Source organism: Mycetocola saprophilus (genome assembly GCF_000718085.1).
Lineage (GTDB): Bacteria > Actinomycetota > Actinomycetes > Actinomycetales > Microbacteriaceae > Mycetocola > Mycetocola saprophilus.
In genome coordinates, this window is the sequence record NZ_JOEC01000004.1 from 1 (window position 1) to 25,672 (window position 25,672).

Annotated in this window: 28 protein-coding genes and 1 tRNA gene; 9 read left to right on the forward strand and 20 right to left on the reverse strand. The window is 66.1% G+C overall.

All coding sequences use genetic code 11. The annotated features are described in order from the left end of the window. Window positions 1-93 precede the first annotated feature (93 nt). From IE92_RS0113795 to IE92_RS0113815, 3 genes are all read right to left on the reverse strand, one after another. Window positions 94-561, reverse strand: a complete 468-nt coding sequence (locus IE92_RS0113795) for a hypothetical protein (protein WP_156027575.1) — start codon at window positions 559-561, stop codon at window positions 94-96. A 14-nt stretch (window positions 562-575) separates the two neighbouring features. Beyond that, window positions 576-1,358 (reverse strand): Rha family transcriptional regulator, encoded by a 783-nt coding sequence (locus IE92_RS0113800; RefSeq protein WP_051701978.1) that lies wholly within the window; start codon window positions 1,356-1,358, stop codon window positions 576-578. A gap of 1,288 nt (window positions 1,359-2,646) precedes the next feature. After that, window positions 2,647-2,886, reverse strand: a complete 240-nt coding sequence (locus tag IE92_RS0113815) for a hypothetical protein (RefSeq protein WP_030149096.1) — start codon at window positions 2,884-2,886, stop codon at window positions 2,647-2,649. A gap of 95 nt (window positions 2,887-2,981) precedes the next feature. On the opposite strand from IE92_RS0113815, the gene IE92_RS16840 reads away from it, so the two are divergent. Further along, window positions 2,982-3,227 (forward strand): helix-turn-helix domain-containing protein, encoded by a 246-nt coding sequence (locus tag IE92_RS16840; RefSeq protein ID WP_043322246.1) that lies wholly within the window; start codon window positions 2,982-2,984, stop codon window positions 3,225-3,227. Window positions 3,228-3,770: 543 nt separating this feature from the next. On the opposite strand, the gene IE92_RS0113825 is transcribed toward IE92_RS16840, so the two are convergent. The 3 genes from IE92_RS0113825 to IE92_RS0113835 all read right to left on the reverse strand — a co-directional run bounded on the left by IE92_RS0113825 (window position 3,771) and on the right by IE92_RS0113835 (window position 6,955). Continuing rightward, window positions 3,771-4,946, reverse strand: a complete 1,176-nt coding sequence (locus IE92_RS0113825; protein ID WP_162178510.1) for a DNA glycosylase AlkZ-like family protein — start codon at window positions 4,944-4,946, stop codon at window positions 3,771-3,773. A 224-nt stretch (window positions 4,947-5,170) separates the two neighbouring features. Then, window positions 5,171-6,259: a VIT1/CCC1 transporter family protein gene (locus IE92_RS0113830; protein WP_030149098.1), complete on the reverse strand. Its 1,089-nt coding sequence runs from the start codon at window positions 6,257-6,259 to the stop codon at window positions 5,171-5,173. A 234-nt stretch (window positions 6,260-6,493) separates the two neighbouring features. Then, on the reverse strand, window positions 6,494-6,955 hold the full coding sequence (locus tag IE92_RS0113835) for a MarR family winged helix-turn-helix transcriptional regulator (RefSeq protein WP_030149099.1): 462 nt from the start codon (window positions 6,953-6,955) through the stop codon (window positions 6,494-6,496). A 37-nt stretch (window positions 6,956-6,992) separates the two neighbouring features. Here IE92_RS0113835 and IE92_RS17945 point away from each other — a divergent pair, with 37 nt between their 5' ends. Continuing rightward, a complete protein-coding gene (locus IE92_RS17945; protein ID WP_081864149.1) occupies window positions 6,993-7,220 on the forward strand; it encodes a hypothetical protein in 228 nt (75 codons plus the stop codon). A 134-nt stretch (window positions 7,221-7,354) separates the two neighbouring features. Here the strand turns inward: IE92_RS17945 and IE92_RS0113840 are convergent, their stop codons facing one another. Together IE92_RS0113840 and IE92_RS0113845 are read right to left on the reverse strand one after the other, a co-directional pair. Further along, window positions 7,355-8,428 carry an aldo/keto reductase gene (locus IE92_RS0113840; protein WP_030149100.1) on the reverse strand — a complete coding sequence of 358 codons (1,074 nt, stop codon included), beginning with the start codon at window positions 8,426-8,428 and terminating at the stop codon, window positions 7,355-7,357. A gap of 2 nt (window positions 8,429-8,430) precedes the next feature. Next, window positions 8,431-9,267 (reverse strand): acyl-CoA dehydrogenase family protein, encoded by an 837-nt coding sequence (locus IE92_RS0113845; protein WP_030149101.1) that lies wholly within the window; start codon window positions 9,265-9,267, stop codon window positions 8,431-8,433. Window positions 9,268-9,424: 157 nt separating this feature from the next. On the opposite strand from IE92_RS0113845, the gene IE92_RS0113850 reads away from it, so the two are divergent. The 3 genes from IE92_RS0113850 to IE92_RS0113860 all read left to right on the forward strand — a co-directional run bounded on the left by IE92_RS0113850 (window position 9,425) and on the right by IE92_RS0113860 (window position 10,543). Then, the gene (locus IE92_RS0113850) at window positions 9,425-9,874 is read left to right on the forward strand and encodes a hypothetical protein (protein ID WP_030149102.1); all 450 of its coding nucleotides are present in this window, start codon (window positions 9,425-9,427) and stop codon (window positions 9,872-9,874) included. Continuing rightward, entirely contained in the window at window positions 9,871-10,344 is a 474-nt protein-coding gene (locus IE92_RS0113855) for a hypothetical protein (RefSeq protein WP_030149103.1), read from the forward strand. The genes IE92_RS0113850 and IE92_RS0113855 overlap by 4 nt, the downstream gene beginning before the upstream one ends. Before the next feature lie 123 nt (window positions 10,345-10,467). Then, a tRNA-Arg gene (locus tag IE92_RS0113860) sits at window positions 10,468-10,543 on the forward strand. A 442-nt stretch (window positions 10,544-10,985) separates the two neighbouring features. Here the strand turns inward: IE92_RS0113860 and guaB are convergent. Beyond that, on the reverse strand, window positions 10,986-12,179 hold the full coding sequence (gene guaB / locus IE92_RS0113870; protein WP_030149105.1) for an IMP dehydrogenase: 1,194 nt from the start codon (window positions 12,177-12,179) through the stop codon (window positions 10,986-10,988). Between the two features lie 58 nt (window positions 12,180-12,237). Beyond that, a complete protein-coding gene (locus IE92_RS0113875; protein ID WP_030149106.1) occupies window positions 12,238-12,660 on the reverse strand; it encodes a MarR family winged helix-turn-helix transcriptional regulator in 423 nt (140 codons plus the stop codon). 98 nt (window positions 12,661-12,758) lie between these two features. Here IE92_RS0113875 and IE92_RS0113880 point away from each other — a divergent pair, with 98 nt between their 5' ends. After that, the gene (locus IE92_RS0113880; RefSeq protein WP_030149107.1) at window positions 12,759-13,394 is read left to right on the forward strand and encodes a mismatch-specific DNA-glycosylase; all 636 of its coding nucleotides are present in this window, start codon (window positions 12,759-12,761) and stop codon (window positions 13,392-13,394) included. 87 nt (window positions 13,395-13,481) lie between these two features. After that, complete coding sequence (locus IE92_RS0113885) at window positions 13,482-14,693, forward strand: MFS transporter (RefSeq protein ID WP_051701980.1); 1,212 nt, start codon at window positions 13,482-13,484, stop codon at window positions 14,691-14,693. 154 nt (window positions 14,694-14,847) lie between these two features. On the opposite strand, the gene IE92_RS18435 is transcribed toward IE92_RS0113885, so the two are convergent. From IE92_RS18435 to map, 6 genes are all read right to left on the reverse strand, one after another. Beyond that, entirely contained in the window at window positions 14,848-15,744 is an 897-nt protein-coding gene (locus IE92_RS18435) for an AraC family transcriptional regulator (protein WP_156027577.1), read from the reverse strand. A gap of 231 nt (window positions 15,745-15,975) precedes the next feature. Beyond that, window positions 15,976-16,710: a class A beta-lactamase gene (gene bla / locus IE92_RS0113895; RefSeq protein WP_051701981.1), complete on the reverse strand. Its 735-nt coding sequence runs from the start codon at window positions 16,708-16,710 to the stop codon at window positions 15,976-15,978. Window positions 16,711-16,889: 179 nt separating this feature from the next. Continuing rightward, a complete protein-coding gene (locus tag IE92_RS0113900) occupies window positions 16,890-17,381 on the reverse strand; it encodes a peptidase inhibitor family I36 protein (RefSeq protein ID WP_030149111.1) in 492 nt (163 codons plus the stop codon). A 61-nt stretch (window positions 17,382-17,442) separates the two neighbouring features. Continuing rightward, a complete protein-coding gene (locus tag IE92_RS17475) occupies window positions 17,443-18,666 on the reverse strand; it encodes a hypothetical protein (protein WP_030149112.1) in 1,224 nt (407 codons plus the stop codon). Then, the gene (locus IE92_RS0113910) at window positions 18,659-19,162 is read right to left on the reverse strand and encodes an RNA polymerase sigma factor (protein ID WP_162178511.1); all 504 of its coding nucleotides are present in this window, start codon (window positions 19,160-19,162) and stop codon (window positions 18,659-18,661) included. The genes IE92_RS17475 and IE92_RS0113910 overlap by 8 nt, the downstream gene beginning before the upstream one ends. A 410-nt stretch (window positions 19,163-19,572) precedes the next feature. After that, window positions 19,573-20,349, reverse strand: coding sequence for a type I methionyl aminopeptidase (map, locus tag IE92_RS0113915; protein ID WP_030149114.1), 777 nt, complete (start codon window positions 20,347-20,349; stop codon window positions 19,573-19,575). Between the two features lie 63 nt (window positions 20,350-20,412). On the opposite strand from map, the gene IE92_RS0113920 reads away from it, so the two are divergent. Further along, window positions 20,413-20,700, forward strand: a complete 288-nt coding sequence (locus IE92_RS0113920; protein WP_030149115.1) for a helix-turn-helix domain-containing protein — start codon at window positions 20,413-20,415, stop codon at window positions 20,698-20,700. Between the two features lie 137 nt (window positions 20,701-20,837). On the opposite strand, the gene IE92_RS0113925 is transcribed toward IE92_RS0113920, so the two are convergent. The 3 genes from IE92_RS0113925 to IE92_RS0113935 all read right to left on the reverse strand — a co-directional run bounded on the left by IE92_RS0113925 (window position 20,838) and on the right by IE92_RS0113935 (window position 23,568). Beyond that, window positions 20,838-21,737 carry an NAD(P)-dependent oxidoreductase gene (locus IE92_RS0113925; protein ID WP_030149116.1) on the reverse strand — a complete coding sequence of 300 codons (900 nt, stop codon included), beginning with the start codon at window positions 21,735-21,737 and terminating at the stop codon, window positions 20,838-20,840. Window positions 21,738-21,802: 65 nt separating this feature from the next. Then, the gene (locus tag IE92_RS0113930) at window positions 21,803-22,345 is read right to left on the reverse strand and encodes a YbhB/YbcL family Raf kinase inhibitor-like protein (protein WP_030149117.1); all 543 of its coding nucleotides are present in this window, start codon (window positions 22,343-22,345) and stop codon (window positions 21,803-21,805) included. After that, a complete protein-coding gene (locus tag IE92_RS0113935) occupies window positions 22,342-23,568 on the reverse strand; it encodes an MFS transporter (protein ID WP_051701983.1) in 1,227 nt (408 codons plus the stop codon). The genes IE92_RS0113930 and IE92_RS0113935 overlap by 4 nt, the downstream gene beginning before the upstream one ends. A 186-nt stretch (window positions 23,569-23,754) precedes the next feature. Here IE92_RS0113935 and IE92_RS0113940 point away from each other — a divergent pair, with 186 nt between their 5' ends. Further along, entirely contained in the window at window positions 23,755-24,624 is an 870-nt protein-coding gene (locus tag IE92_RS0113940) for a helix-turn-helix domain-containing protein (RefSeq protein ID WP_030149119.1), read from the forward strand. A 48-nt stretch (window positions 24,625-24,672) separates the two neighbouring features. On the opposite strand, the gene IE92_RS0113945 is transcribed toward IE92_RS0113940, so the two are convergent. After that, complete coding sequence (locus IE92_RS0113945) at window positions 24,673-25,635, reverse strand: GlxA family transcriptional regulator (protein WP_030149120.1); 963 nt, start codon at window positions 25,633-25,635, stop codon at window positions 24,673-24,675. Window positions 25,636-25,672 lie beyond the last annotated feature (37 nt).

Here is a 25,672-nt window from a genome sequence, read left to right on the forward strand (position 1 = left end):
CCACGGTCCACCACACCGACATTTCGTGCGGCACCAGATCCTCCGACGGATGCGGGACAGCACCGGACGGCTTCGGATCCGGACGATCCCCGGTCATGCCGCGTCTCCCAAGATCATGGCTGCCAGCAGGGAAGCCTCACCCGGGCCGGTCGCACGGCGCGCGATCAGGCCACGCACCGCCGCCACCTCACCCGCCCCGGGCGGGGCTGCCGGCATGTACCCGATACGCAGGTCCATATCCAGGCCGCGCCCGGCCCGCTGCTTCGCCAGCTTCTGCTCAAACGTCAACGGCTTCGGCGGCGGAGTAGGCCGAGGCGGACGAGCCGCCCGCGGGGCGCGCGGGGCCGGGGCCGGACGCTTGCGCGTCTTCGCCAATTGGGCAGCCTTCGCCGCCGCAGCTTCCTCGGCAAGCGCCACCTTGAACGCCTCCACATCAACACGGCGATACCGTGGCGTCCCCGTAGCGGACACCCGCGGCGGCAACGCCCGGCCCGCCCGCGTCCGCGAGTACACGGTCGCGCGCGCCCAACCCATCACCACGGCCATTTCCTCGGTCGTCAACAGATCCTCGGCGCTCATTCCGCGTCCTCCTTCTTGAAATTGCGTGCGATCGCCTCCGCACCCTGCGGGGTGACCTTGAGCGTGTGCATCACCTCACCCTTGAACCTGGGCGCATCATGTCTCAACACCGGCCGGAAATACGCCCGCTTCTGCGAGTACGCCGAATAGCGCACCATCTTCACGAGGTCCTGCTGCTTCTCCGACCAGCGAGTCGAGGTCTCCTCGTAGATCCAGCCGCGCGCGATCAACGCCTCACGCAGCTCACCCTCCGGGATACCGATAGTCTTCGCCACGGTCCGCAGCAACAGAAGATCCTCGTCCGCGACGAACTGATCCACATACGAAACCTTCGGGGAATCGATCTGGATCTTCGCCTCGAGCGCCGCGGTCTGCTCCACGGTCGCCGCGAGCTCCCGCAGCGCACCCGCATACGTCGCCGGGAGCGCGGGCGAGGTGAGCGCCTGCTTCATCGCGTAGAACTGCTTGACCAGTTCCAGCTTGAAACCGACCACCGCATCGCTGTTGCGCATGAAGGTCATGAGCAGTGTGGACTGCGGCTCGTTCAGCAGGGCGACCTGCAGAGCGGGCCCGGGCACCCCGGGCCGATCTCGCGTTTGAAACGCGAGATCGCCAAACTGCTCAAGTGCAGGGGTGTTCGTGCGAATCAACTCGAGAACGTTCTTGTGCTGGGTACCCGTTCGCTCCGAGATCATCAGCGATGAAACCCGCGGTTCACCGTTCACCGTTTCAAGGACCGAGGCGGCGACCTGCGCCCCGAACGGGGCTACCGCGCTCACTCGTCTCCTCCTACAGTGGGGGCGTCCACACTGCCCGTGGACCCATCAGAAGGAGAAACATGAGCTGGGATATGTACTACAACGGACAACGGATCGGAAGCGGCTTGTCCGACGACACGAAGAGCCAGATTAGTACCACCATCGACGAAGGAATCAGGGAGAGGGAGCCCGTTTGGATTAAAGGCCTCCACCCTGACGGAAGTGTCTTGGAGCTCCTCGTTACTCCGGGCGTTCCCTTTTGGTGGTATGCCAGCAAGGGCTGACCAGGTAACGCCGGGCTCGAGGAACTTGTTTCGGTTCTCAGGCTGCGAGTGCACGGACTCGTTTGATACAGTGTGCTTATTCATAGGTGCACGTCCTTTCGTGTAGTTGGACGCCCCGTTGCACCGGGGCGTTCTTCATTTGGTCGAGATTCCCCGGAGGGATCATCCATGCTTCTGGGGCCAGCTGGTGCCACAAATGCACAGGTGCACGTCGTCATGCACGAGCGAGTCCCTACACTCGTGGGTGCGCCCTGGGGCCTCCGTATGCTTTGACTTGCAGCGGACACGAATGTCACGAATGACCGGGCGGCGCGGGGGTTCCGGTGCCATGTGTTTCTCCTCTGTTATGTGTGCGCGTTTGCGCCGTGCCGCCTCGGGGGTCGATCCCGACAAGACCCCGGCACCAAACGGCACCCCAGGGGACGGCATTAAAGACAGGCGTGGGGTCGCCCCCGTTCACTACTGCCTGCCACCGGGCTGCTAGCCGGTGGGCTTCGCGACGCACCTACGTTCCTTGGCGGGGCCGACGCGGTTGGTCCGCTGCTCCCTCTCGCCGTATTAGTCACTGGTCATCTGCGCATTCCTTCTCGCGCCCCAAACGATGACCGGAAATATCCTCGGTGCTTCGCTGTGTTCAGTTGTTGGCTGGGATCCAGCCGAAGTTCGGTATCTACGCCCGGTTTTGGGCGCGACAATTACCCCTCTATTGGGGTGGCTTTGAAATCGACCTTTTACGCAGGTCGGGCGTGGGCCGCGCACAGAGGCGGCGGGGGAGCACTAGGCGCTGTTCAGCAGCGAGTTGATACGCGCGGAACGGGAGCGCTTAGTAGCAGTAGTGGGAGCCTTTTTCGGCTCGTGCCGGAGCATTTCGGAAACTCGGTCGATGTCCCCTTGGGACATGCGCCGGTTACGCGGGGAATACTCCACGTGAGGCCACCTCCCGGAGTAGACCGCCTTGCGGACTACGTCATACGGGAGCTGCAACGCCTCGGCAACCTGCGGCAGCGTGAACATCTGGTGATCCATTACGCCGCCGCGGATGCCTCAGCGGAGCCAATGATCAGGGAGGGGAGGGGCACCTGCAGGATTGCTGCGATCTGCCCGAGTTCACGGATCGTGAACTGTGCGGGATCCGCGAGGCGGCGGATGAGAGTCTTGTATGCGATGCCGGTGTTCTCTGCCACCCAGGCGACGCTACGTCCGTTGTTTGAGATAGCAGCCTTGACGCCGAGAGTGGCGTCTGCTGCGCTGTTCTGATTGGTCATATGGCTACTGTAATTGACCATTTGGGCAATTGCAAGCTTGAAAAGTGGCCTATTTGGTCAACTAAGTTGACCAAAAGGGTGCTACTATTGCGTACATGGGAAACTACGAAGAAGGCCGCGCATACGAAGATGCGGTCGTAAAGCAGTTGAAGGCCGAGATCTCGGCGGCCGACTATTCAGTCAAGAGCTTCGCCGAGAAGCTGGGTATGAACTACTTCACGATTCGCCGCTACCTAACCGGAGAGCGCGAAATGCCGTTCGGTGTGTTCGCGCAAATCTGCGCCGCGCTTAAGATCGACCCGGCCGACCTGATGGCCCGAGCGATAGCGCGCATGAAGTAAGAGAGGCGGGAGCCACCCCGAGGGCGACGGCGACACCAAATACGTCCCCGAGGGTTGGCTCTCGCCGCATTGCGGGCAGTAGTCCTCGGCAAGGGCAGGTGTGCGAATGTGTCAATTCTCTCCAAGTTATTCGAACGTTTGTTCGAATATTAGCGCACGCGTCGGACTTTTGCATGACACCAACACGGGGCAATTTCACGTTGACGCCGTCAACGCTAGACGGTTATTCGTGGCCACTTAGGGCCACATGTGAACATCTACACCCGCGTAATTCCGCGCCAGACACGCCCGGGCTGGCCGCTCGCGCGGGTTCAAATCCCGCCGTCTCCGCCACAATCAACAGCCCCGACATCCGCTCAGTGCGAGCGAATGCCGGGGCTGTTGTCGTTTCGGCCTCTGCCTCTGCTTCGGTCCCTGCCTCTGTTTCGGGGGCTGCCTCTGCCTCGGGTTCGGCCGTGGTGGCGGGGAAAGCGATTTCTCTCCACATCCTGTCCACACCCCCTGCGGCGTTTTGCACACCGGTTTCCACAGGTTTCAACAGAGTTATCCACAATCTGTGGAGAGTACGGTGGTCGAGTTCCTGATCTCCAGGGTGAGCCCCATCTGTTCGGCCAGGGTTTCGGCGGCGGTGCCCACGGCATCCCGAAACTGGGCGAGATTTCCGCCGGGTTCGGGGAACATCCCGATCACGGCCAGGACGCGGCCGTCCCGCCGCACATCCGCGCGCCCCACAAAGCGGGCACCCACCAGGACGCCGAGGACGTAGTGTCCATAGGTCCGCTTCGTTGCCGGCTTATAGGCCTCAAACGTGTAGTCAAAATTGAAGATGCGACGGCTGCGGTCGCGATCCCGAATCAGTGGATCGAAGGGCCCGATGAAGCGGGGATCCTCGGGGATCGGTTCGGGGGACGCGGCGATCGCGGCGGTTTCGGAGTCGGGACTCAGCCAGGCGGGGGTTCCCCACCCCTCCACCCGGGCGGGCAGCGCGTCCCCGTGTTCCAGGCCGAAGCCCGCATCGGCGGGTACCAGGTTGTAGTGCCGGGCCACATCCGCGGCGGTGGCGATGCCCAGCGAACGGATCGCGCGGTTGGCGAGCCCCACCAGGACCTCGGCGCGGGTGGGAACGCTGTCGCGTAGGCCCGCGGGGATGCGGCGCTCGGGGACGTCGTAGATTCGGCGGTTCAGCCGACGATCGGTGCTGACCACCTCGCCGCGCCACAGCAGGTGTTCGGTGATGCGTTTGCTCTCGGACCAGTCCCAGTCCCCGCCCGCGCGTGGGGCCGTCTCCTCGATCCGGGCGAGGGTGAGTCCGTGATCGCTCGAGCGGACCATCGAGGTGACCGCGGCGAGTTCGGTCCCGCCGGGGGCGTCTCGTCGCTGGGCCGCGGCGAGCCGGTTGAGCCGGAACAGGGGCCAGTCCTCGATCGGGATGAGGGCGGCGGCATGGGTGTAGGTCTCAAACGATATGGCCTCCCCGCGGGACCAGAGCCGCGCGTCGATATCGCCGGCTCGGGCCGCCCGCGGAAGCCGGGCCAGGCAGGTGAGGCGATGGGCGCGATCCACGCGGGTGAGGGCGTCTAACTGAATGAGCCCCACACGGCGTAGGACCGTGCGGGGCTCATCCGCCTGTCCCGGCAGGTGGCTTGCGGTCACCGCGAGGTGACGAGCCGCTTCGGGGCTGACAGTGATGGTGTGGTGCGGGGAGTTGTGGAGAGGCAACGGGGTCTCCGTTCGTCTAAACGCCGACCGGATCGGGCGGAGCACGAGGCACCCTCGGTGGGCCGAGGAGATACACCGGGATCGGTGCGGTGCCGACGTACCGCGCGAGGGGTTCGCGCCGCCGCACAAAAGTAACCACGCTAGCTGTGAATGTTGCCCATGGAAGATAGAAGAATGCTGAGTTTTTAGGACAAAACTACAGACATGTGTTATGAGTCCAACCGCTATGCAGGGCCGGATCCGAAGAGCAATCCGAGCAGATAGGTCACGCCCGCGGCACCGAATCCGATGGCCAGCTGGCGCAGGGCCCGCTTGAGCGGCGACGCCCCGCTCAGCACGCCGACGATCGCGCCGGTGCCCAGCAGGGCCGCGCCCACCAGGACCGCGGCAACCAGGACCGCGGCGAATCCGCCCAGGCCAAACAGGTAGGGCAGCACCGGGATGATCGCGCCCGAGGCGAAGAAGAGGAAGCTTGAGGTGGCCGCACCCCAGGCGGTTCCCAGCGACTCGTGGTCGGCCTCGGTCTCCTCGGCCACCGGTGCCTCCGGTGCGCCGTCGTGGGTGCAGGGAAGGCCCGCGAGGATCTCGTGTGCGTGATCGATCGACTCATCGGTTTCCATCCCACGGGCCCGGTACACCAGGGCCAACTCGTTGGCGTTGATGTCGAGGTGGGGAACCGCGCTCTGGGCCTCGGGGTTCGGGGTCGAGGCATCCAGAAGCTCGCGCTGTGAACGCACGGACACGTACTCACCCGCACCCATCGAGAGTGCGCCGGCGAGCAGCCCGGCCACACCGGCGGCGAGCACCACCGAGGTCTCCACGCCGGTCGCGGCCATACCCAGCACCAGGGCCAGGTTGGACACCAGGCCGTCGTTTGCACCAAAGACGGCCGCCCGGAAGGAGCCGGAGAGCTGGATCCGGCTGCGGGCCGCCAGGCCTCGGACAACCTCCTCGTGGATGCGCTCGTCGGCGGCCATCGCGTCGGTGGCGTGAACATCGGCTCCGTAGGGGGAGCGAGCCTCGGTGCGCTGCATGAGGGCCAGCACAAAGACCGGGCCGAAGTGGCGGGCGAGGAAGCAGCGGAAGCGGGTGCGCATCGCCACCGGCCGGGGCTTGCCGGCGTGCTCGCCCAGGAGGTTGAGCCAGTGCTGTTCGTGGCGACGCTCGGCCTCGGCGAGGGAGGTGAGGATCTCGCGCTCCTCGCCGCTACGGGCGTCGGCGAGGTCCTGGTAGACGGCGCGTTCGGCGCGCTCATCGGCGAGATATCTGCGCCAGCGACGGATCTCGGTGGGGGTGGGGGTGATGGTCACGATACGGCTCCTGGCTTTGGGCCGAAGCGCTCGAATGGCGGCTTCGGCTACGGTCAATAAGTAGCCGAAGGTCTCGCTCGCCCCGCGTGCGGGGTGGGCTGCCGGGCTTGCGCCAGTATGTCGACAGACCGCTTTGCGATTGTGATAATCGCCGGTGGGAACTACTCCCCTTCGTTGAAGCCAGTGTAGCGTAAATGGCTCTGATCAGGGATTCGGTGCACCGAACTTGTGTGATCCTTAAGCGGTTTGGGCGATCTCGGCCGCCCGGATCACATCGTGCAGGGTCTCGCGCAGGTTGGTGAGTTCGGGCAGGCTCATCCCCAGCGCCTCGATGATGCGCGGGGGAATCTTGGTGGCCTGCGCGCGCAGGTCGCGCCCGGTTTCGGTGAGCTCGATATCGAGCACTCGCTCGTCCCGAGTGCTGCGGGTGCGCGTGATTAGGCCGGCGTTCTCCAGACGCTTGAGCAGCGGGGAGAGTGTCGGTGGCTCGAGGGCAAGAGCCACTCCGAGCTCCTTCACCGAGCGTGGGCTGGATTCCCAGAGGGCGAGCATCACCAGATATTGGGGATGGGTGAGGCCCAGTGGTTCGAGGATCGGGCGATAGAGAGCCAGCACGTTTCGAGAGGCCACCGCCAGGGCGAAGCAGACCTGGTTCTCGAGCGCGAGGAGGTCGTCTGGGGTGGTGGTGTTCTCTGACATGTTCCCAGTGTAACAAAACAGGTGTACGCTAATAGTTATGGCACGAACTAAAGGTGAGCCCGGGCCGATTCGGGCCGCGGGTGGCTTTACCAACTGGCTCAATGGAAAGCTGCGTCCCTACATTGGGCCGCCGCCCCTGGGCCCGTACAACGAGGAGCCGCTGCCGGATACGGCCGAGGCTGCCTGCCCTCTGTGTGGGCATCCGATGTCGCAGCATATCGTGGACCGTAGCGGCGAGCGTACCCAGCTGCACTGCCCCAAATAGACGCCTGACATAACAAAGGTCGCACCCGGTTGGGTGCGACCTTTGTTATGTTGTTGGCTGTTCTATTGGCGGCGAGGAGCCGAGAACGAGGTCTGCGGCGTTTCCGGGTGCGTCGGAGCGCCGCGGGGAGCCGCCTAGAGGTTCGAGGAGCTCGCCCAGAGGTTCACGCCGGTGTCTCCGGTGCCCACGGCCTCGTCGATCTCGGCGAGTTCCTGTGCGGTGAATTCCAGGTTGTCGAGGGCACCGAGGTTCTCGTCCAGCTGCTTGATCGAGGAAACCCCGATCAGCGCGCTGGTGGCCCCACCGTCGCGCAGCACCCAGGCGATCGCCAGCTGGGCCAGGCTCTGGCCGCGACGCTGAGCGATCTCGTTGAGGGCGCGCAGACGGGCGATGTTGTCCTCGCTGAGGAAACCGTCCAGGAACGAGGTGCGTGCGGCCGAGGGGGCGGCGCTGGGGTCCTGCAGGTACTTATCGGTCAGCAGACCCTGGGCCAGCGGGGTGAAGGCGATCGAGCCGAGCCCGTTGGTCTTCAGGGTGTCCAGCAGGCCGTCCTCGACCCAGCGGTTGACCAGTGAGTAGGCGGGCTGGTGGATGACCAGCGGGGTGCCCAGCTCACGAGCCGCGGCGATCGCCCGCTCGGTCCGCTCGGCCGAGTAGGACGAGATGCCCACGTACAGTGCCTTGCCCTGACGCACGGCGGTGTCAAGGGCACCGATGGTCTCCTCGACCGGGGTATCGGGGTCCACGCGGTGCGAGTAGAAGATGTCCACGTAGTCGGTGCGCAGGCGCTCGAGCGACTCCTCGAGGCTGTTGAGCAGGTACTTACGGCCACCGAAGTTGCCGTAGGGGCCCGCCCAGTGCGGCCAGCCGGCCTTGGTCGAGACGATCAGCTCGCTGCGGTACGGCTTGAAGTCCGAGTGCAGCAGGCGGCCGAAGTTGTACTCGGCCGATCCGCCGGGAGGGCCGTAGTTATTGGCCAGGTCGAAGTGGGTGATGCCGCGATCAAACGCGTGGGTGAGGATCTCCCGCTGAGTATCAAACGGGCGGTTGTCACCAAAGTTGTACCAGAGGCCCAGGGAGATCGGCGGCAGCAGCAACCCGCTGTTACCCACCCGTCGGTAGCCGAGGTGGGTGTAGCGGTCCGCGGCGGCGCGGTAGGGCTGGTGGATGTCGGGATCTTCGGCGCTGAAGCGAACCTCGTTGGTCATTGCTAGTCCTTCGTGATGTAGGTGGAGAGGGGGAGCAGGAACGAGGTGCCGGGAGCCGCGGGACCGGGCTCGACCCTGCGGTAGTCGGCCACGTCGTGCAGGGTGGTCGCACGCACCTGACGGCGGATGGTCACCGGGGAGGTGGCCGGGGTGCAGCGCAGGTCGATGCGCGGGTTGGCCTCGGCGGCCGCATCCAGGGTGTTATCGGAGTGGGTGGTGCCGATCAGGTCACCGCGATCCACGGTGACCTCGGAGAAGCGCACCGGACCGGTCGAGGTGAGGCGGCTGGCACAGGCATCCCAGTCGCCCAGGTAGTGGGTGCCGGGGCGGCCGTGCTCGAGGATGATGGTGTGGAACCCGGAGGCCGTGCGCGCGCTGATCAGCATGACATCGCCCGCCGCAGCCCCCGGGCCGAGCATCGCGCGACCCTCAAGGCTGAAGGTGTCCGGTCCGGTGACCGTCAGGATCGGGGCGTCGGGGGCGGGCTCGGCGAGGGCCCAGATCCACTCCTCGGTGGCGCTTCGAGTTAGCCACGGGCAGCGCTCTCCCGAGGCCGCGGTGGTGACCAGCAGGGTCAGCGTGCGGTAGTGGTCGGCCAGGATGCGGGCGAGAACGTCATTGTGCTCGGCCAGGACCTGAACGACCTCGGTGCCCAGGCGCAGGGGTGCGCCGGTGCCGCCGTGCTCGCGGGGAATGGTGAGGGAGGCCAGGCCGCTCTCGCGCAGCAGATCCAGCGCGGCGCTCGGCTCGACGCCGCGTGCCTGCGCGGCCACACGGGTGGCAACGGCTCGCCAGTGAGCCGGCGTAGCGGGGCTGGGGAGGATGCTGTTGGGGGTCATCGTTCGCTCCAGGGTTGATGGTCTGTGCCCCGAACCTAACAGGGCTGGCAGTGGCTGCCAAGAGGGTGTGTAACACGAACGGTTGGATTCGATCAGTATGACTAAACATGACCTGTTATGACAATCCGCGGTTGCGGGCGGTCGAACCGCTATTGTCATGGGTATGGTGTTGCGTCGCTATCGCTGGTCGATGATCCTGGCTGTGCCGGCCGGGTTTGTGATCGGTGTGGTGTGGGGAATGATGCTCACCGGGGGAGACCTGGTCGCCTGGGGTGAGTTTGTGTTGTCGCTCGGGTGGTTTTCTGCCTTTATAGCGGCGCTGGCCGCGTTCGGATTATTTCTGGGGGTGCACCTCGGGGACCGAGAGCTTGGGCGTCGGATCGGATCCCGGGTGTTGCTCGGAGCCGCCGGTGCCGCGGGAGTTGTCTTTACGACGTTACTCCTGACTGGCCTGGTCACACAGATTGTTGCTAATCCAGGGTATGCGAATCCGCTGGCTTTTGTGGTGCTGTGGGCGATTCCGGTTTCGCTCGCGGCGGGGGCCGTGGCGGCGGTCGCCGTGCTGGCCACCGATGCCGGGTATCGAAAGCTGCGGATCCTCGCATGATCCCGGGGCGCGAGACGGTGTGGAGGCGGTACTGGCCGCTGGCCCTGATCGCGCTGCCCGAGGGGTTTGTGCTGGGCGGCCTCTACGGTTTGGTGACCGTGGGGGTCGCGAGTCCCGCCCAGCTCTGGCCCACCTTTGCCGGGTTTGGTCTGGGTGGACTGCTGTTTACGGTGCCCGCGGTGATGGGATCGGCGCTCGCCCTGTGGCTGGGGGATCGTGGCCTACGTCACACCCTGCGAGCCCGGGCGCTCCTCTCTGCCCTGGGGGCGGTCCTTGGGGTTGCCGTGATGGTCCTGGTGTTGGAGCTGGTGACGAGTCTGCAGGTGGTGGGACAGGACTTCGGACTGCGCTCGGTGCTGATCGTGGTGGTCCCGCTGGTGGGGCTTCCGGCTGCGCTGGTTGCGGCAGGTTCCGTGGTCGCCTGGGAGTGGCGGTTGAGGCCGCGAAAGCCGCATCCGGCCACGGTCTAAAAATCCGCGGAATCACGCGCGACACGTCGAAGAAAAGCCTCGATTGGCGCGAGCTAAAAAGCTGCGCTAAGCTATCTAACGGCCCGAGGGTGAGAAACAAGCCCGAGGCCACAACTGAAAAATGCGCCCGTAGCTCAACGGATAGAGCATCTGACTACGGATCAGAAGGTTGGGGGTTCGAATCCCTCCGGGCGCACCATATGAAAAGAGCCTCATCGAAAGATGAGGCTCTTTCGTTTAACACCAGTTCGGTTACCCCCGGGCGGATCATTCCGGTAGCCTCAGAAAAGGGCATCACATCGTTGTGTGTGCGGGAGCCGGAGGAAACATCAAGACTGACTTGAAAACGATGTTTACGAAGCCTGTTGACTGGAAAGATCCTCGAAAAATCGGCTTTTTCCTGGGGTTTTTGTGGAGCATCACCATCCTTGGAACCCTGATTGGTTTTCTCATCCAATCGGCTCTGGGGAGTCGCGTGTGGGCGGAGGTGCCCGCTGCAATGCTTCCTGTGTTTCTCGGGGTGTCGGTCGGATATGGTCTGCTTTTGCTGGCCAGTTTTCTCTACTCGAGGCAGCGCTCTCGAAATCATGACTCCTGATTTCACGTGAGGTGTCGGGCGAAGAGCCGAGGCCGCCTACCCGCTACGCGTGATAATTGGGCGCTGCTGTGATGCCTTCGAGATGGTGGGGATGCGACTCCTTGAGCCCGGCCGCTGTGATTCGGATAAATCTGGCACGAGATTGGAGCTCGCCGACATTGCGCGCGCCGACATAAAACATTGACTGGCGAAGTCCGCCGACGAGCTGGTGCAAGACATCACGAAGCGCCCCGCTGTGCGGGATTCGTCCCTCGATGCCCTCGGGGATGAGCTTATCGTCGGCTCCAACATCAGCTTGGAAGTAGCGGTCCTTGGAGTACGAGGTGCGCGCACCTCGGGTCTGCAGAGCGCCGAGGGATCCCATGCCGCGGTAGGTTTTGTATACCCTGCCGTCCGCCAGCACGTGCTCGCCCGGGCTCTCGTCCGTTCCAGCGAGGAGCGAACCGAGCATTACCGTGTTGGCACCCGCAACGAGCGCCTTCGCGATATCACCCGAATACTGTAAACCGCCATCGGCGATGACCGGAACGCCGGCCTGACGCGCGACCAGTGACGCCTCGTACACGGCGGTGATCTGCGGTACCCCGACACCGGCAACGACACGCGTCGTGCAGATGGACCCGGGGCCAACGCCGACCTTGATGGCATCAACCCCCGCTTCAACGAGCGCTCGCGCTCCGTCGCGAGTCGCGGCTTGTCCACCAATCACATCGACACCTTTAAACGCGGGATCCTTTTTGATCTTTCGAATGATGTCGAGAACGCCCTGGCTTTGTCCGTTGGCGGTATCGACGACGATGACATCCACTCCTGCCTCAAGTAGCTCACCTGCCCGCGCCCAGCCGTCTCCGAAAAATCCGATGGCAGCCCCGACACGAAGGCGTCCGGTCTCGTCCCGGGTGCCTCGGATATCCTCGCTCCGTTCCGCGGGTGTGGTGTCTTCCCGTTTGACCCGAGCGACCATGGCCGCCTGATCGGAGATCGATAGATTTCGATGCAGAATTCCCAGTCCCCCGAGCCTGGCCATTTCGATGGCCATTGTGGCTTCCGTCACGGTATCCATCGCGGCTGAAATGAGAGGGATGCTGAGTGACACTCGTTTGGTCAGTCGGGATCGAGTGTCGACCTCGCTGGGAAGCGCATCCGTATGGCCAGGCATGAGCATCACATCGTCATAGGTGAGGCCGAGCGGGCCGAACGGATCGTAGCCGGCGGAAGTCTCGGGCTCTTGGGGCATGATGCACTCTACTTTCACGGGGTCGGGTCGGGGAATCGTGCGGGCGGGAGGGCGTGAGTTATTGGGAGGTGATGACCCGGAGGAGGAGAAGGTGAAGGGTTTCCCGCTCCTGCGGGGACAGGGAGTGCAACAGCTCGTCTTCGATGCTGGCCAGCCGGGTGAAGGTTTTATCGAGCACGAGGGCACCCTCGTCTGTGAGCGCAACGATGTGACGACGTCGGTCCGCATCGTCGCGGCGTCGGAGGATGAGGCCGCGCTCTTCCATTTCGTTAAGGAGCCCCACGACGTTGCTGGCATCCAAGCCGAATACGCGCGTGATGTCCTGCTGCGCCAGGTCCCCGCGCTCCTTCAGGAGCGTGAGCGCAAGGAGCTGCCTGTGCGTGATGTCTCCGGGTTGCGCCGATGCATCCAAGGCTCGCCAGCCTGCTCGCGCCAAATAGCTGACAAGGGGGAGTGTGCGACCGTTATTCAACCATTCCATATCGTTAACGTATCGCAAATCATTTGTGAACCACAAACTATTTAGTGTGCCGGAGGGAAGGCTTCCGGAGGATGGCGGCGAGGGGATAGCCTGGGCAGATGAGCACTCGCCGTCCCTCCCCGCTGCGTGGGGAAAAACCCACTCGGGAGGATCTCCCGCGATTTGCCACCGACAACCCGAATGTGATCGACGACGTCATCGCCGAGGATGCGGACCTGCGTCTGCTGATTGTCGGGGTCAACCCGGGACTGTGGACCGCCGCGGTGAACGCGCCGTTTGCGCATCCGGGGAACCGGTTTTGGCCGGCGCTTGAGCGGGCGGGACTCACCGGCTACCGGATTGACACCGCGCGGGGGCTCAGTGCCGCCGATGAACACCACCTGCACGATCGCGGGATCGGGATCACCAACCTGGTCGGGCGAGCGAGTGTGCGTGCCGACGAGCTCACCCGGGAGGAACTGCAAGCCGGCGGAGAGCGCCTGGTGCGGCGGTTGCCCGAGCTGGCACCGCGGGCCGTAGCGATCGCCGGTATCACCTCGTTTCGCACCGCGTTTGGGTTGCCTCGGGCGGCGATGGGGCGCCAGGACACCGCGCTGATCCCCGGCTGGCCCGCAGACATCCCACTCTGGGTGGTGCCGCAGCCCAGCGGACTTAACGCCCACGAGACCATCGATACGCTTGCTCAGAAGTGGCGTGAGGTGTGGGCCGAGGGTGGCTGCGGAGAAAACGCCTAGATCCCGCCTCGCTCGGGCTGGACGATCGGTTTTGACCGGCGGACGATCGGTTGGGTGCGCGCGGCCGCCGCGCGCCAGAATCAAAATATGACAGTACCCGTAGCATCGCACCTTCCCGCGCGCACAGCGTGGGGCGCCATCGTGATCATGATGGCGACCAGCTTTATTCTCGTGACGGCCGAGTTCCTCCCGCCGAGCCTGCTCCCCACCATGGCCGCCTCGCTTGGCATCACCGAGGGACAGGCCGGACAGGCCGTGACCGCAACCGCGATCATCGGATTCTTTACCGCCCCCACCATCGGCATCATCTTCCCCCGGCTGGACCGGCGCAACCTGCTGGCCGTGCTTGCGGCCGCCGCCGCGGTCTCCAACCTCCTGGTGGCGATCGCGCCCAACCTCGCCCTGCTGCTGATCGCCCGCCTCATCCTGGGCGCGGCCATCGGCGGTTTCTGGGCCATGTCCATCGCCGTGGCCGCCCGCCTCTCCGAACCGCGACACCTGGGCCGTGCCCTGATGCTGGTCAACACCGGCACCACCGTCGCCACCGTCGCCGGGGTTCCGCTGGGCATCTACCTCGGCTCCATCTTCGACTGGCGCGTGGTCTTCGCGGCCGCCGCGATCATTTCGCTCGTGGTAGCCGCCGCGCTGCGCATCGTCCTGCCGCCGGTGGCTCCGGCCTCGGCCACCGGATTCCGCGCCCTCGGCGACACCCTGAAGGTGCCCGGCATGCCGCTGGGACTGCTCGGTCACGTCCTGGTGACCCTCGGCCACTTCGCCGCCTTCACCTATATTCGCCTGGCCCTCGAACGGCTCCCCGATATCGGGGCCGGCGAGATCGCCGTGCTGCTCGCGGTGTTTGGCGTGGGCGGGGTCCTCGGCAACTTCATCATCGGACTGCTCGTGGACCGCCACCTCACGGTCATGCGATTCCTGGTGCCCGCCTTCATCGGTGGCGGCATCGCCGTGGTCACGATCTTCCCCACCCAGCTCTGGGTGGTGGCGGTGGCCGTGGGAATCTGGGGACTGGGATTTGGGGCCTGGCTGCTCGTGGTCTCCACCTGGATGGGTCGCCTCGCCCCCGAGCGCATGGAGGCCGGCGGCGGACTGCTGGTGGCCGGATTCCAGCTGGCGATCACCATCGGCGCGGGCATCGGCGGCCTGATCGTGGACGGCGCGGGCATCACCGTGACCCTCGCCGCGGCCGCCGCCTCGGCCCTGATCGGCGGCCTGATCTTCGGACTGGTGCGCCAGAGCGCGGCCGTTCCCGAGCGTGAGGCCGAGGCCGTAGCGGTGGGTTAGCCGCTCGCCCGGGGATGCCCGGCGGGATCCGGTGGAGACCGGTCCCGCCGGGCATCGCCGCATGTGGGGTGGTACCTACGCCGCGGGCGAGCCGATGCCGAGTCGATGCCGGGGCCTGCGCCGATGCCGAGTCGATGCCGAGCCGATGCCGGGCCTACGCCGCGGGCTGCGATGTGCCGCGCCGGCGCTCGCGCCACACGGCCGGGGCGGAACCGGTGTGCCGACGGAAGGCGCGGCTAAACCCCGCCTCGGACTCGTATCCCAGGCGTCGGGCGGTATCCGAGACGCTGAGACCCTGCCGCGCGAGCAGGTCCATGCCCGCCTCCATCCGCACCCCGGTCAGATAAGAGGCCGGAGTCTGACCCACCAGGGTGTGAAAGCGTTCGGCGAAGGACGAGCGGGACATGGCGGCGACCCGGGCCAGGTCCTGCACGCTCCAGGCCCGGCCGGGTTCGGCGTGCAGGGCGTCGAGCGCGCGGGAGATATACGGGTCGGCAACCCGGTGCAGCCACCGCTCGGGGGCACACCCCAGTTCGACCCACTGGCGTACCAGCGCCGAGGCGATCATGTTGGTCATCAGCCCGCACACCACCAGGTCGCCATCCCGACGAGGCTTGGAAATCCCCGCCTCGGCGGCGCTCAGCACGCACCGCGCCATCGACTCGATCAGCAGGGCCAGGTTGGGTTCGTGTTCGTGAAACCGGGTCACCAGGAGCGCATCGGGAAAGAGCCCCAGCGTGTTCTGGCTGGGATCCGCCGCGGCGAAGGTGACGCTGATGACCTCCGAGTTCGTCCCGGCGCGCACCTCGTGCAGACCGCCACGTGGATAGAACAGTACGTCGCCGGCATCGAGCTCGATCCACTCGGATCCCACCCGCATCGATGCCGTGCCCGAGGACAGGTAGGAGAAACCGGGGGTGTCTACCGGGGAGAGCACCCGCTCGCCCGAGGAATACCGTGTCCGGTGCGATTCGGACAGGACCCATTCGAGCGACGCAAGCGCGCGATCCAGGGCCCCATAGACGGGCACGGCTTCCAGGGTGGGTGACATGTTTCATTCAACCGGATTCCGGGGGCGGGTTATTCCCCGGATGCGGGCCGCCGCCGCGAGAGCGCCGCACCGAGTCCAAGCAGCAGCGCGATGGCCGCGCCGAATACGGGCACGCTGAAACCCAGGCCGGTCGAGGCCAGCGCCGGGTTTTGCGTGGCACCGCCCGCGGTAACCGGGCTGCTCAGCGTCGAGAGATCGGTGATGTGGTTATGTGCATTCCCTCGATTGGGTTCAGCGCCCGGCTGCCAGCGTCGCCAGGGCCTGAGTGGTGGCGCGGGCGATCAGGGCGTTGCTGTATTCGGCGTCCTGCGCGTCCTTGCTGGACATCACCGCGAGCACGAGCGGTGCGCCGGTGGGAGGCCAGAGGATCGCGATGTCGTTGCGGGTGCCGTAGTAGCCGCCGCCGGTCTTATCGGCGACCACCCAGTCCGCCGGGACCCCGGCTCGAATCAGCTCGCCCCCGGTGGTATTGGCCTTCATCCAGCCGGTCAGGAGCTCACGCTTCTCGGCGGGGAGGTGATCGGAGATGCCGAAGCGCGCGAGGGTGTGCGCGTGGGCGCGCGGGGTCGTGGTGTCGCGTGGGTCTCCGGGGGTGGCCTCGTTGAGGTCGGGCTCGATGCGGTCCACGTTGATGGTGTGATCTCCGGACTCGCGCAGTAGTTGCTGCAGGCCGGAGGGGCCGCCCAGGCGATCAAACATGAGATTGGCGGCGGTGTTGTCGCTGTACTGAAGCGCGGCGGTGACCACCTCGTGCAGCAGCATGCCGTCCTCGAAGTGCTGCTCGGTGATCGGGGAATAGGAGACGATCTGCTCGGCGGTGAAGGTGACGTGCTCCTGGAGCGCGGCGATCTCGCGGGTCTGCAGGATTGCCGCCGCCTGATGCGCCTTGATCGTGGAGGCGAAGGCGAAGCGTTCATCCGCCCGATACTCGACCGTGCGTTGGGCGCCGGTGTCGATCAGGAACAACCCGAGTCGGGCACCGTATTCGGCTTCGAGGGCGGCGAAAGCCGTATCGGAACGGAGGGCCGTGGGGATGCCTGGGGAGTGTCGGAGGGCATGGTTGGAGGCGTCGAGTGCGCGGGTTTGGCCGTGCAGGCGGTTCGGGGTGAGGTTCTTTCTTGACTCACCCCGAACCCACCCGGTCGCTAGGAGCAGGTAATCCGGGTAATGCCGCTGGTGCTGGATGCGCCCGATCCGGTCGAGATCGTGTTCTTCAGCGTGGTGCCCGCATACGCGCGCACGGTGCCCGATCCGCGATTATTGGAGATCGACCGCACGGTGCCGATCGCACCCAGGCTCGTGTTGGTTGCCGGGCAGGCCGAGTAGGTGAGCCTGTCGCCGCCGAAGTTGAGCGAGGAATACGCGCAGTAGCGACCGCTCGCGCAGTTTCCCACCGAGAGCGCCGAAAGCGAGCGGGCGGACGCCGCTGACTCGGCACCGAGGGTGGCGATCACGTCGCCCCCGTCCCAGGTGATCTCGTTCCAGGCGGTCTGTACCCCGCCATGGGCGGCGATGATTGTGTCCACGCGCGCCTGCATGGGATCGGTCACCGATCCCTGCGCGGAGGCGATGCTCGGGACCGAGAGAGCCAGGAGGGTCAGGGCCGCGGCGGCCAGGGAGGTGCGGAGAAATCGCATGTTTCGGGTATCCGTTTCGGGAGGGCACGCGGTGGGTGACGCGTGTGCGACGGCGGATCCGCTAGCGCTCCCAGGCGACGTAGTCGATCACCGACGGGGAGGCGATATCGGTCCTTGAGCTTCCAACATAGAGGGTTTCCGCCGCCAGAATCTGCCCGTGTTTGGGGGACACGATGAGCCGATCCTCGAAGTCGGGTGAGCGATCTCGCGCCTGGAAAACGATGCCTTTGCGGCCCAGTCGGTCGGTGGTCTGGCCCGCCACCGTGATGTTGTCCAGGGTCGCCAGGTATCCCAGCAGCGCCGCCTCCTGGGCGCGCGTGATCGGGAAGTTGGAGAGGATGCCCGCGATCTCGCGAAGGGTTTGCCCGTCGCTCAGGTTCGGGTCATCGGTGAGGGCAGCCAGATAGGCGCCCACCTCGTCCACGCTCGTTGGCGGGCCCGCCTCCGCCGGGAACTCCCACTGCCCCGAGGGGAAGCTTTCATCCACCAGCACGGTGCCCGGCTTGGGCAGCCCGGCGGCTTCCTGCCCCGGGAAGGGTGGTGCCGCGGTGAGGACCAGGTGGACCGAGCCGTCCGCGGCAAAAACCGTCTCGCTGCGCTGAGGTTCGGTGACCGAGGACTCGATTGACCCGTCCTCGGCGATGGAGGTGTTGAGTGCCCACATCTGTGCGCGAATGGTGTCGCCCGCGGGAGGCTGGGTGCGTTGCATCTGGGCCATCTCCGTCAACAGTTCGGGTGCCGAACCCGACACCCTGGTGAGCTCAAGCAGGGGCGGGGTCGCGGCCAGAGCCGGCCCCGGATTGATCAGCGCCACAACAAAAATCGCCACCGCGGCGAACGCCGCAATCGCGCCGGCGGCCAGACCCAGCCGCCCGCGCGGGCGAAGGCGTGCGGGTCGTCCGGCCGGGCGTCGACTGCCTCGGGCCTCCACACCGCTTCCGCTTCGATCCGCCGACGATGGTCGACGGGTGCCCGCGCGCACGTGGTGTGCCTCGGCGGGGGTGGACGTACCGGCACGCTCGGCCGCCTCGGTGGCGGCAAGGTCGTGTTTGGCGGCCTCGTTGGTGGCGAGCTCGTGTTCGGACGTCTGGTTGGTGGCGGCAGGGTCGCGTTCGGACGTCTGGTTGGTGGCGAGCTCTCGTTCGGCCGCCTCAAAGGCGGCGAGTTCGCGTTCGGCCGCCTCAAAGGCGGCAAGTTCGCGCAGGGCCCGCTCGGAGAGCGGGGAGTCTCGACGCACGGTGCCCGGATCGGCCGCCCGGAGGACATCGCCCAGGAGATCATTCATGAGTTGAAACCTCCGTGCTGGTGTGCTGGTCAAGGTCGGCGAGGGCTGAACGCAGGAGTCTGCGTGCGCGCACCAGCCGGGTGCGTATCGCCAGCGGGGTGGTGCCCAGAATCTCGGCAATCTCCCGCGTGGTGAGATCCTCCCAGTAGGTCATCATCAGGACATCGCGATGAATATGAGGGAGGCGTTGCAGGGCATCACGCACATCGGCGTGGGTTTCATCAAGCGAGTCGGGGTGGGAGGAGAGCTCCTCCCCGAGGTGGGTGTGCAGGTTTTCCTGGCGGTCGCGGCGACGGTACTCGTTGCCGATCAGGTTGCGGACCACCCCGTAGAGCCACGGAACGCTGAGCGGTTCCCCGGCCCGGTGTCGTTCCCAGGCGATTCGGAACGCCTCGGTGGCGATCTCCTCGCCGTCCTGACGGGAGCTCAACCGGCGCTCGGCCACACCCACCACCAGCGAGTGGTTGGCGCGGAAGAACTCCGAAAACTCGCTCACCACGTCACCTCACCAACCTCGGGATTTCCACCAAAATGAGACGGAGATCCCGCCCGCCCCCGCCCACACGGGAACACCGAACTGTAGCATTCGGGTGCTGCCGGATGTGTGAGCATGGATTCTGCGGGGTGGGTGAACGTGGGCCGGTTAGTGATGACGCGGGGGACCGCTGCCGTGGAACAGGTGCGAGTCGAGTCGTCCCATACATGCCCCGAACAGGGCAAAGATGACGCCCGCCGTGCCCAAAAGTCGTCTCACATTCATCAGACGGCCCTCCCCCCGGATAGGCACGGCGGTTCTCGCGTGCAGTGCGAGGCGAAGTGCCTCATCTAGGTTGTTTCCGGAAGTGGGGGATATGTGACATCAGCCCCCAAACTTTTTTTAAAGTTTTTTCGGGGCCCGATGGATGACTAGTTTGTGGGCGGCAGGGTGAGGATTTCCACGCCGTTCTCGGTGATCGCCACCGTGTGCTCGGTGTGGGCGGTGCGCGCGCCCGTGGCGCTGCGCAGGGTCCAGCCGTCGGGGTCTGTGATCAGGCGGTCGGTGTCCTCCATGACCCAGGGCTCGATCGCCAGGAGGAGGCCCGGACGCAGGGTGAAGCCGCGGCCGGGGCGGCCGGCGTTGGAGATGTGCGGATCCTGATGCATGGTGGATCCGATGCCGTGGCCGCCGAATTCCAGGTTGATCGGATAACCGGCATCCGCCAGCACGCCCCCGATCGCGTGGGAGATATCGCCCGTGCGTTTTCCGGGCCCCGCGGCGGCGATCCCGGCGGCCAGCGCGCGCTCGGTGGTTTCGATCAGCGCGACGCTCGCCGGCGGGCGGGTCTCGCCCACGATAAAGCTGATCGCCGCGTCGGCCGAGATGCCGTCGAGGGTGACCGCCAGATCCAGGGTGAGCAGGTCGCCATCGGTGAGTGCATAGTCGTGGGGGAGGCCGTGGAGCACGGCATCATTGACGGCGGTGCAGATGTAGTGCCCAAATGGACCGCGGCCAAATGAGGGGGCGTAGTCCACGTAGCAGGAGACGGCCCCGGCGTCGAGGATCATCGCGCGTGCCCAGCGATCAATCTCCAGCAGATTGGTGCCGACGCGGGTGCGGTTCTTCAGGGTCTGCAGGATGGTGCCCACCAGAGCGCCGGTCTTGCGGGCGCGGTTCAGCTCGTCGGGGGTCAGGATTTCGATCATGGGGGCCTCTCGCCAAATTCCAATAACTATACCGGTCAAACTATACCGGTATAGGATTGGGGCATGGTTAGACTGCCCCTCACCCCGGAAGAGGTCGCCCGCGGGGAACGCCTCGGCGCACTCCTGCGGCGTGCCCGCGGCGAGCGATCGATGCTCATGGTCGCGCTGGATGCGGGGATCTCACCCGAAACCCTGCGCAAGATCGAATCCGGCCGGGTAGCCACCCCCGCCTTTTCCACCATCGCGGTGATTGCCGGGGTCCTGGGGCTCTCCCTCGATGCCGTCTGGGCCGAGATGAGCCCGGTCGAGTGCGCGGAAGACGCGCGCCGAGCGCAGCCACTGGCCTCCTAGCCGCGGAGGTCGGTGAGCACGTTCGTCGTGCCCCTCGGTGTCGCGCCTCCCGATCCCCAACTCTTAGCGCCGCTGGCCGCCGGCCGCCTACCGCTGCCGGGCGCCGCCGGCCGCTTGCCCTCGCCTACCGCTGCCTACTACCGATTGCGGTCGTCGCCGGTCGGCCCCACCTGCGGGCGTGGCCGCAGCTCGGCCACCGATGCCCAGTCGTCCCCGGCGTAACCGGCATCGATCGCCTGATCAAACACCGACTCCAGCACCGCACCGAGCGGAAGCTGCTGCCCCTGCGCCCTCGCCGCGGAAAGCGCCAGGCGCAGATCCTTTCGCCCCAGCTCGGTTGAGAGACCCGCGGGCTGGTAGGTGCGCGCGGCCATCAGCGCGCCATAGGCCGAGTAAACCGGGCCGGGGAAAATGGTCGAGGACAGCAGCTCCACCAGGTCGGCACCCTCAACGCCCGCGCCCTCGCCCACGCTCATCACCTCTCCGAGTGATTGGATGGCCGAGGCGATCAGATAGTTCCCGAGGACCTTCACCAGGTTCGCCCGTTCGGGGGTCTCCCCGAGCCGCCACGTCCGTGTTCCAAAGGTGGAAAGCAGGGGCTCAACCGCGTCAATGGCGAACGTGGGGCCCGCAGCCAGAACGTTGAGTGCCCCAGCCTCGGCCACCGGAACCCGGCCAAACACCGGGGCGGCGAGGTAGGTCAGGCCGTGCTCCGCGTGCAGGCGTGTGGCTTCTCGAGCCAACTCCACGCTCACGGTGGACAGGTTGATGTGGATGGCACCCGCGGGCGCCTGGGACAGAACATCCGCGTTGAGGAGGGTCTCGCGGACGGCAGCATCATCGGCGAGCATCGAGAAAATCACCGGTACTCGGAACGCCTCCGCGGGGGTGTGTGCCAGGTGGGCTCCGGCGGAAACCAGGTCGGCGGCGCGGGAGGCGGTGCGGTTCCAGACGGTCAGGGTATGCCCGGCGGTGAGCAGGTGCCCGGCCATCGGGCGTCCCATCGCGCCGAGTCCGATGAAGGAAATCTGGGTCATTATGTGCCTTTCGGGGAAACAAAAGGGTGGGGACCATGTTGGCCCCCACCCCTCGATCCGGAGTGTTAGTTGTTGTTGATCGCGGTGGCCACGAGGGTGGCCCGGGCAAGAATGTGGCCCGAAATGTTGAACCCGAGGAAGGCCGGAGTCGCATCGGGGCCCACGCCCAGATCGGCCACATCGAGGGCGTGCACGGTGATGAAGTAGCGGTGTTCGCCGTGGCCCGCGGGCGGGGCCGAGCCGAGGAAGAGTGCCGCGCCGCTGTCGCCGCGCAGCTGGAACGACCCGTCCGGGAGGCCCGATCCGGTCTCATCCCCGGCACCCTCGGCCAGCTCGGTGACCGAGGCGGGAATGTTCGCTACCGCCCAGTGCCAGAAGCCCGAACCGGTCGGTGCGTCCGGGTCAAAAACGGTGACGGCGTAGCTCAGGGTGCCCTCGGGGGCACCGCTCCAGGAGAGCTGCGGGGAGCGGTCCTCGCCGCCGGGAACACCGAACAGCCCCGAGTACTGGGCGGGACCAAACGCCTCGCCGTCGGCGACGGTGGTGCTGGTCAGGGTGAAGGAGGGGACCTCGGGAAGTCGGGCAAAGGGGTTGTTGAGGGTGGTCATGAATGCTCCTTATGAGTGGTGGGGGACGGGAGGCGGAGGAGGGCGAGAATGATCAGGGGAACCAGGCCCACGCCGACCATCATGGCCCCGATAGCTGAGGGTCCGGTGATACCGAGCGAGGACTCCAGGGCCAGCCCGGCCACCCAGGATCCCAGCGCGACGCCACCGTTGTAGGCGGCAACCGCGGAGGCGGCGGCGAGGGTGGGCGCGGTGGGGGCGAGTCGGATCGAGAGCCCGGTGGCCAGGGGCGGCACACACATACCCGCGGCACCCACCACGAAGAACAGGACAAAGCTCCAGACCGGGTTGATCGAGAGCGGCACCAGCAGGGCCAGGGCGATCGCGCCGATCAGCGTGGCCCCGAGGTAGGTCGCGATCGCGTGCCGGTCTCCCAGGCGCCCGGCCAGGTTGGTTCCCAGCAGGCAGCCGACGCCATAAACCACCAGCACGATCGGGACGCTCCAGCCGGGCAGGCCGGTGCGGTTCACCAGCAGCGGCTGAATGTAGCTGAACGCGGCCATGACGCCGCCGCTGACCACCGCGGTGGCCAAGAGGACCAGCCAGATGCGAATCTGGCCGAATGCGCGCAACTCGGCACCGATGGAGGTTTGGTCGCCGGTGTTGTGGGTGAGGGTGATGCGGGAGATGATCACCGCGGCGATCGCGGTGAGGATGGTGAGCAGCCAGAAGGTGCCGCGCCATCCCACCAGCTGGCCAACGAAGGCGCCCAGCGGGACACCGGCCACGGTGGCGAGCCCCACGCCGCTCATCATCAGCCCGAGCGCACGGGAGGCCAGTGCGGGGCCGGCGGCCGAGGTGGCAACCACCGCGGCGACGGCCCAGAATGCGCCGGTCGCCACCGCAGAGATGAACCGGGCAACCAGGCTCATCTCGAAGCTACTGCTCAGCGCGGTGAACGCATGGCCCAGCGCGAAGATCACCAGCGCGCCCACGAGGGTCACGCGCGGATGTAGTTTTCGGGTGGCCACGGCCATGACCGGTGCCCCGATGACCATGCCGATCGCGAAGATGGTGATCAGCAACCCGGCGCGAGCCTCGGTGACGCGGAGGTCGCCGGCGATCTGCGTGAGCAGGCCGGCCACGATGTTCTCGGTGGTGCACATGAGGAAGGCACCCACCATCAGAATCGGGACGACGGCCGGCATCCGACCGGGAGCGGCGTGGCGGGTGGCGGTGGTGCCCGGGGGACTCTGGTGTGACATTTTTACGCTTCCTGTTGAGACACGGGGATCGCGGAGCCGGGTTGAACACGGCTCGACGCGAAGATCATGTTTCTAGAAAACTCCCTTTCCCCAGGGGGCGGAACGCCCGCTCGAACAGTGGTCCGGCTCACCCAGGGTCTGGCAGGGCACCCCACACTCGACGGTTTGCAACCTAGGATGGGCCTCATGGACAATCGACGAGCCGAGATTAAGACGTTTCTCGCCTCGCGGCGTGCCCGAATCACCCCCGAGGAGACCGGCGTACCGACCTTCGGTGGGGTGCGACGGGTTCCCGGCCTGCGGCGCGAGGAGGTTGCGTTCCTGGCCGGGGTGAGTGTCGACTACTACGCCCGGATCGAGCGTGGGCATACGTCCGGGGTGTCCCCCGAGGTGCTGGACGCGATCGCCGATGCGCTGCGCCTGGACGAAGCCGAGCGCGAACACCTGTTTGACCTGGTGCAGGCAACCAGGCCGGTGGGTCCCGGCGCGCGCTCCGCCCGTCGCGCCATCCCCACCACCCGGGTGTCCCTGAATCTCCAGCTGGTGTTGGATGCGATCGCCGTCCCCGCATTTGTGCAGAATCTGCGTGGGGATCACGTGGCCGCCAATGCGATCGGCCGAGCCCTCTACGGGGACCCGAGCGACGAACCCGGTGCGCCCTTCAACTATGCGCGCTTTGTGTTCCTGAACCCCCGCGCCCCCGCGTTCTATCGCGATCTGGACCGGATGAAGCGTAATAACGTGGCCCTCCTGCGCCAGGCCGTGGGCCGTGCCCCCGAAGACCCGGGGCTCCAGGCGCTGGTGGGGGAACTCTCGACTCGGAGCGTCGAATTTGCGGACCTCTGGGCGTCCCATGACGTGCTGCGCTACCGGTCCGGGAGTAAGCGCTACCACCACGCGCTGGTGGGAGACGTGGAGTTTGGGTACGAGTCCTTCGAGGTGACCGGGGCCTCCGATCTGCTGATGCTGGTCTATACGGTCGAACCGGATTCGCCCACGGCACAGGCCATGCAGCTTTTGGCCAACTGGAGTGTTCCGGCGGAGAACTCCCACTGACGTCGGGGTCCCGAAGTGTGCGCTTGGCCGCGCCGCGGACCGGGACTTCTAGTCGGCCCGATCGCTGGTGCGAAAGCGCTGCTGAAACACGCTGGGCGGCATGCCGAGGCGGGTGACAAACAGGCGACGCATGGTCTCGGCGCTCTGGAATCCAGCACGACGGCTGGTGACACTCACCGACTCACCACGCAGGAGCAGAGCCTTGGCTGTGTCCAGCCGCACCCCCTCGATAAACCGGGCCGGGGTCATGCCCAGCTCGGCCTGGAAGAGACGTGAGAGGTGGCGGGTGCTGAGCCCGGCCGCGCCGGCGAGGTCGGTAATCGTATGGGCGGCGGCGGGGGTCTCGATGATGGTCTCGATCACCCGCCGCACCGCATCGTGGCTCCCGCGGGACACCTCGTTCAGGGTCGAGAACTGCGATTGCCCACCCGGTCGCCGCAGGTACACCACCAGCTGGCGGGCGACCTCGCGGGCCAGCTCGGGACCATGATCGGTCTCGATCAGCGACAGCGCCAGGTCGATGCCCGAGGAGACCCCGGCGGAGGTGTGAAAGCGACCGTCGCGAACAAAAATGGAGTCCGGCGTGACCGTGATGGACGGATACAGTCGGGCAAGAAGGCCCGCATGGGCCCAGTGGGTTGTGGCTCGGCGTCCGCTCAGCGCACCGGTGGTTGCCAGCAGGAAGGCTCCGGTGCAGACCGAAGCGACGCGGGCCGAGATGTCGACCAGTCGCGCGGTGGCCGCCAAGATATCCGGGGGAATCGCGGCCGTGGGGAGGGCGTCGCCGCCGGGGATGATCAGTGTGTCCGCGCGGGTGAGGTCCCGGGCACGGGTGGTCGCGGGGAACGGCGCACCGATAGAGGTGGAGACCGGGGCACCATCCGCCGAGACATACAGCAACTCGTAGCGGGCACCCAGCCGATTCGCCTCGGCAAAAACCTCGGCCGGGCCGACAATATCCAGCTGTTTGACACCGGGAAACAGCAGGAAGGCGATCGAGTGGCTGGGCATCCTTCAGTATGTCCATATTCGAGGGATATCTGTCAAT